Below are 3,457 nucleotides of genomic sequence, written 5' to 3'. Positions count from 1 at the left end.
GATTTGGGGGTCGGTTCAAACACCCCCTTTTTTTATTTGAATTAAACACCCTACCCGTCCAGCGACTCCGCCAAAATCACGCCACCGTCTTTTTTGGTAATGACCACCGTGCCAGAGCGTGGGGTTTTGCCCCCTGCCACCGCCCCAAATGTGCCTTCGGGGTGCTGAATGTTGATAAACAACGCCTTGCAGTCAGGGGTCATGGTAATGCCCGTTACTTCGCACCCTTTTGGCCCGACAAAAAAGCGTTTTAGCGTGTCGGGCGTGGCTTTTGCTCCCATGTGGGTCGTTTTGCCTGTGGTGGTTGTTAGGCTTGCTCCGTCTCCGATGTGATTGGGCAGACTTGCCAGTAGCATACAGTTGGTCGTTTTGGTGTACGCCCCGTCATCGGTCTGAATCCACAGCACGCCACGGGGGTCAAAAAACAGCCCGTCAGGGGACGATAGGTCGTTCTCGGCGCTCAAGCCCGATAGGTTCTGCTCGTGCTTGTCATGGGGAGATGCAAACAGATAAATATCCCAAACAAACGTACCGCCCACGCCCCCTGCCGTCTCGGCAAAGCGAATGATATGCCCGTGCTGATTGCCCTTGCCGTCATAGCTTCTGGGGTTTGCCCCGTTCACGTCTTCTTCTTTACGCTTAGAATTGTTGGTCAAAGTTACATAAATCTCACGAGTTATGGGGCTTACCGACACCCATTCTGGTCTGTCCATTTTGGTCGCCCCCACCTTATCGCCTGCCATACGAGCAAACACAGCAATCTCGGCATCGCTCTCAAAGTCGGCAAGCACAGGATTTTTCTTGGACAGCTCACGCCACTGCCCCGTGCCGTCATCGTGAAACACCGCCACAAACAGCGTGCCTTTATCGAGATATTTATCGCCCACCGCAAGCCCACCACCCACATCGGCATTTGTCCATTTGGCGTCGGAGACAAATTTATAAATGTACTCGCCCCGAGCATCATCGCCCATATAAAACACAAGCGGTTCGCCTTCGTTTGGTGGAGCAAAGGCACAGTTTTCATGGGCAAACCGCCCCAAACTTGTGCGTTTTACCGCTTTGGCTTTTGGATTAAAAGGGTCAATCTCGATAATGTAGCCAAAGGTATTAAAGGTGTGGCGACAATCGTCCGTGGCGGTTTTGTCTGCCTTGGCGGTGATGTCCCAATGGTCAAACTCGCCTGCCTGTCCGTCCTTTGGCGTGTGCCAACTGTAAGCAGGGTCGCCTATCGTGTCTTCTTTTAAGCCATATCGGGCAAGGCGTTTGTCGTTTTTGTCGCCGATGATGTCCTTGTCCGCCCCACGAGCGAACACATTCAAAAAGTTCTCTTCGGTCGTCAAATACGTCCCCCAAGGCGACAGCCCTGCCCCACATTGGTTGTTGATACCCACGCTCGATAAGCCTTGTGGGTCAAGGCGTGTTTTGACAAATTCACTGCCCTTTGCCACGCCTGACAGTCGGGTTGGCGTGCCACTGGTGTAGCGTTTGTTAAAGGGCGAATCTTTGATGAGTTCATAGCCTGTGGGCGTGCGTTTAATCTCCACCACCGACACGCCATGAGCGTGAATCTCACGGCGAACGTCATTGGCAAGTCGTCTTTTTTGAAAAATCTTGGGGGCGGTATCGTCTTGGTCGGAGTAATTTTCCATGGGATTTAGGTTTGAATTGGTGTATTCGTGGTTCATGGCAAGCAGTCCCCGCTCGGATACATCGGGGGCGTAACTGCCGTTTTTTAAGCCAAAAAACCACATACCGTCATGGTTGTCGCCCATGCGGTATTTAAAAGATTCGCCCACCACCATGCGGTCGTCCGTCCACTCGCCAAGTCCGCTCACAATGGGCGTACCCATGGGCAAAATCAGCTCGGCATGATAGCCGTCCGCCACAATCATGTCGCCCCCTGTGTAATGGGGAACGGCGGTGAATTTTAGGGCGGTTGGGCGTTTTAGGGGTTTGCCTGCATTGGTTGCCATTTTTGCACTGCTTGCCCCTGTGGCACAGCCCATAAGGGGCAATGAGCCAAAGAAACTTGCGGTCATCAGCCCTGCTCCGCCCTTTAAGATAGAGCGTCTTTTGATGAGCATATTGGCAAATTCGGGGTTGTTGGTGGGGTTTGAGTCTTCGATGATTTCGTCATCGTGGTCTAGGTCGGTATTGCTGTGCAATGGCATGGCGTACTCCAAAGGTTATCAAAGTACGCATAGAATAAGGGGTTTTTATGACGGTTTTGTGAACGGCTTATGATAATTTGATGAAATTATGCCAAGATAAGACGGACAGACCGTCTTATTTTTTAAAACACCCAAAATGATATATTTATCTCATGAAATTGCAATTTACCCCACAATCACAATAAATTAACAATATTTATTTTATCAAACCTTCAACAAACTCAATAAAATCCACCGCAATGGTTGTGCCACATTGCTCATCAATCTCACGCACGCACGTTGGGGACGTTACGTTAATCTCGGTAATTTTTGCTCCGATTAGGTCAAGCCCCACAAAATACAAGCCTTTTTCTACCAACATAGGGGCGACTTTTTCAGCAACGGCTCGCTCAGCGTCTGTCAGTGGCATGGCAACGCCGCGACCGCCCGCCGCCAGATTACCCCGAGTCTCGCCCCCTTGTGGGATACGAGTCAAACAAAATGGTACGACTTTACCGCCAACAATTAGCACTCGCTTATCGCCGTCTTTAATCTCAGGCAGGTATTTTTGAGCCATAATAGGCAAGGTTCCCAGTTGGGTCAGCATCTCCAAAGTTGAACCGATGTTTGGGCTGTCTGCCGTCAAACGAAAAATCCCCATACCGCCCATGCCGTCAAGCGGTTTGACAATCACATCTTTATGCTCATTGATAAATGAACGAATGTGCAACTGCCTAGCAGTAACAATGGTCGGACTCATCAGCTCGCTAAACTGCGTGGCAAAGAGCTTTTCATTACACGCACGCACCGAACTTGGGTCATTTGCCACCAACACGCCTGCACGCTTGGCGTATTCCAACAGGTGCAGAGCGTATAAAAAATTCATGTCAAAAGGCGGGTCTTTACGCATCAAAATCACATCAAATTCTGTGGCTTTGACGGTTGTTTTTTCGCTAAGTTGATAAAAATCATCAGGATTTTTAAAGACTTCCACGTCCTGCTTATCCACGCACAGCTCGCCCTTGTCAAGCCACAAATCATGAATGCCACAATACGCCAAACCATGCCCACGCTCGGCTATCGCCCACATCATCGCAAGGGACGTATCTTTTTTGTAGTTAATGGTGGCAATATCGTCCATGACGATAAGAAAGTTAAGTTTTTTCATCATATTTTCCAGTTTTTAAAATGGTTAAAAAGGTTGGTTGTGGCTCAAAAAAGCATACTGCCAAGAAAACCGCTCAGTGAGCCTGTCGAACCATGACGGAAATCGACCCGCAGGCAGGCTCAGATACCATGATACC

Annotated in this window: 2 protein-coding genes; both read right to left on the bottom strand. The window is 49.6% G+C overall.

The window, feature by feature from the left end; translation table 11 throughout:
- Positions 1-50: 50 nt before the first annotated feature.
- On the bottom strand, positions 51-2,174 hold the full coding sequence (locus B5J94_RS13700) for a PhoX family protein (RefSeq protein ID WP_062501306.1): 2,124 nt from the start codon (positions 2,172-2,174) through the stop codon (positions 51-53).
- A gap of 196 nt (positions 2,175-2,370) precedes the next feature.
- On the bottom strand, positions 2,371-3,321 hold the full coding sequence (gene gshB, locus B5J94_RS13695; protein WP_062501304.1) for a glutathione synthase: 951 nt from the start codon (positions 3,319-3,321) through the stop codon (positions 2,371-2,373).
- Between the last annotated feature and the right edge of the window lie 136 nt (positions 3,322-3,457).

The organism is Moraxella lacunata, from assembly GCF_002027545.1.
Classification (GTDB): domain Bacteria; phylum Pseudomonadota; class Gammaproteobacteria; order Pseudomonadales; family Moraxellaceae; genus Moraxella; species Moraxella lacunata.
The sequence above is the reverse complement of the archived record's forward strand: the minus strand, read 5'-3'. Positions and strand labels throughout refer to the sequence as shown.

Excerpts from the sequence above, each read along its gene's own strand:
- B5J94_RS13700 (WP_062501306.1), bottom strand. The coding sequence starts at position 2,174 with ATGCCATTGCACAGCAATACCGACCTAGACCACGATGACGAAATCATC.
- gshB (WP_062501304.1), bottom strand. The coding sequence starts at position 3,321 with ATGAAAAAACTTAACTTTCTTATCGTCATGGACGATATTGCCACCATT.